Source organism: Barnesiella sp. CU968, from assembly GCF_905219685.1.
GTDB lineage: Bacteria > Bacteroidota > Bacteroidia > Bacteroidales > Muribaculaceae > Lepagella > Lepagella muris_A.
Genome location: NZ_CAJMXD010000384.1, coordinates 1 through 2,708 on the forward strand (window position 1 = coordinate 1; position 2,708 = coordinate 2,708).

Below are 2,708 nucleotides of genomic sequence, written 5' to 3' on the forward strand. Positions count from 1 at the left end.
GTCTAAGGTCTTCTATTGATTCCTCTACGGGGACATCGGTGCAGATTGTTGCGAGATATTTAGAAAAAAGTATCTGTTCTTTGTTTTCTTCCACTTTCTTCTTCAAGGCTCCCTTTAATTGTTCGGTGTGAAGAACGAGATTGTCGACACTGTCGAATTCCTCGATAAGTTTAATGGCTGTCTTTTCTCCTACACCGGGGCATCCGGGGATATTGTCGATTTTGTCACCCATCAGAGCAAGCAGGTCGATTACCTGTGATGTGCGTTTTATTCCGTAACGTTCACATACCTCTTTCTCGCCACGGATTTCAAAATCCTGACCTCTGTAGGCTGGTTTGTATTGAAGTACGGCAGGAGATACAAGCTGACCGAAATCCTTGTCGGGAGTCATCATATATGTGGTGTATCCCTCTTTTTCCGCTTTTTTAGCCAGAGTGCCGATCACATCGTCTGCCTCATACCCTTCCACTTCCACCACCGGAATGTTGTATGCTTTTACTATCTCTTTGATAATAGGCACAGAAAGCTTGATGTCTTCCGGTGTTGAAGCTCTTTCACCCTTGTATTGTTCGAACGCCTCGTTACGGAATGTGGGACCGGCTGGGTCGAAGCATACCGCGATATGCGAAGGTTTCTCCTTTCGGAGCACCTCCTCAAGAGTATTCACAAATCCGAAAATAGCAGATGTATTGAAACCGGACTGAGTGATCCGTGGCATTTTTATAAGAGCATAATATGCACGAAAAATAAGCGCATATGCATCGAGAAGGAAAAGGCGTTTCATATTTTAAACACACTATTAATTGATCAACTAATCATTGTCTCCACAAAGATAATAAAAAAAGAGCAGACGTTGTTCATTTTCAGTGACAACGTCTGCCCGTAAGTCAGACTTAAATAGTCTGAGGGGTGTATTTAATTAGAGGTAAGAAAGGTTGTATTTTGCGAACTCAAGATCGTTCTTGGCGCGGCTGAGAAGCGATTTGTCGAGTTTCACTGCCTGACGCAGATTGCTCATCACCATATTTTCGTTGTTTGTGCGCGCGCCGAGGATTGCAGTCAGATAATAAGTGGTTGCATCCGGATTTTTGATAGATGCGAGAGTGGACTTCGCAGCTGAGTAATCCTGAGAAAGAATCTGAGCCAATGCGGCGTTGTTGGTCTTGGAATCACCGAATGTGCGCACAGCTTTTGCAAGGTCTCCCTGTGTGAGGTAGTACACACCGAGTGCATCTGCAGCTTCCGGAACACCGGCTGCGGCACCGATCTGCTCCTGAGCCTTGGTGTAATTGTGGTTAAGCATGGAGATCAGACCGAGGTTCATTTCCGGCTCTTTTGCAGAGGGATTCAGGCGGCGGGCATGTTCGAAGTTTGATTTGGCTCCTTCATAGTCGCCGGCAACATACTGAGTGAGACCGAGGTCATTGAAAGTGCGGTAATCCTTAGGATAAATCTCGGCAGCCTTGTTGTAAACCTCCATCTTCTTGGTGTTGTCATCGGTAAGAGTGGCGATGTAGAGGATTTCGTCTACTGTGAGGGCTTTGGGATTTGTGTTGAAAAGTTCGATAAGTTCCTGGTCGCTCTTGCCGATAACGTTGATGGACGCCATTACGCGTGAATAACGCAGCTGTGGAAGAATCTGGTCGGCAAGCTCATTGAATACTGAAGAAAGATTGCGGATTTCCTGCTCGCGCTGTTCGGGATCGGGATACATTTTGAGGACGCTGAGGATAAGTTCCTTGTCCTGGATGTTGCTTTTCTCCACAAGTTTCTGGAAACCTTCCCAATCTTCAGGAGTGAAAGAGGAAGTCAGCTCACCGAATTCTGTGATTTTGTCTTTTTTGAGCTGGTTCTCCATGTATTTTGTAGTGTTTGCCTCACGTTTCTCAGCAAGCTGCGTATTGAAGTTGAGCGCACCGTCGGGAGAAGCGTATGAATTTACGGTAATGCCGGCAATCTCCTGGTTTGCGGCAGTATTTGCCTCCTGAAGACGTTTGTTGAGATCTATATAATCTGCTTTGTCAGTCTGGTTGGCGCGGATGTTTGCCTGATTGATCAGGAAGTGGATATCGGCAGAATACTTTTCGTTAATGATGCGTTGGAAATTATCTTTGGCAAGAGCCGGAGTCACAGTCTTGGCAGAAGCGAGGGTAGAGGTTGCCACAACGCCGTAACCGACCTTTACACGGGGAAGAGCATAAAGTTTGCCGTTTTGGTCAACAGCAAAATCAAGGTAAAGATCACTTTTTGCCATGGCTGCCTGATAAGCCACATTGAAGGGTATGGAGATGGATCCTCCCTCCTTGTAATTCACCACCTGTCCGTTGGCACGCACATTTTCGCCCTGGAATATCACAGGTTGGGCGGCTGATTCACCGTCAGTCCAGGTAATGACCGGGGTTGCGGTAACTTTGGCGTTTTTCACCATGAATTTAGCGGGAATCTTACCGGTGATTGTACCCGGCACATTTTCACCCACGGTTTCTAACGGAGTGGGAACAGTAGTAAAGAAATCGCTTTTAAACTGACCCAGTTTTTTAGAGCAACCGGTCATTCCGATCACTGCTACACCAAGAGTCAGATAAAATAATTTTTTGTTCATGACGTCTTTTGATATTTTATGAAGTGTGTGATAAGTAAGTGTTGGAAATTAGCTTATATTAAATTTTAGGAGATTTTGAGATGATTTCATGATTCCGAAGAAGGAG

Annotated in this window: 2 protein-coding genes; both read right to left on the reverse strand. The window is 45.5% G+C overall.

Annotated features, from left to right (window positions below; all coding sequences use genetic code 11):
- The coding region (locus JX312_RS11850; RefSeq protein ID WP_304505004.1) for a 5'-3' exonuclease H3TH domain-containing protein at window positions 1-784 on the reverse strand (784 nt) is incomplete at its 3' end.
- 135 nt (window positions 785-919) lie between these two features.
- Window positions 920-2,602: a hypothetical protein gene (locus JX312_RS11855; protein WP_124029397.1), complete on the reverse strand. Its 1,683-nt coding sequence runs from the start codon at window positions 2,600-2,602 to the stop codon at window positions 920-922.
- Between the last annotated feature and the right edge of the window lie 106 nt (window positions 2,603-2,708).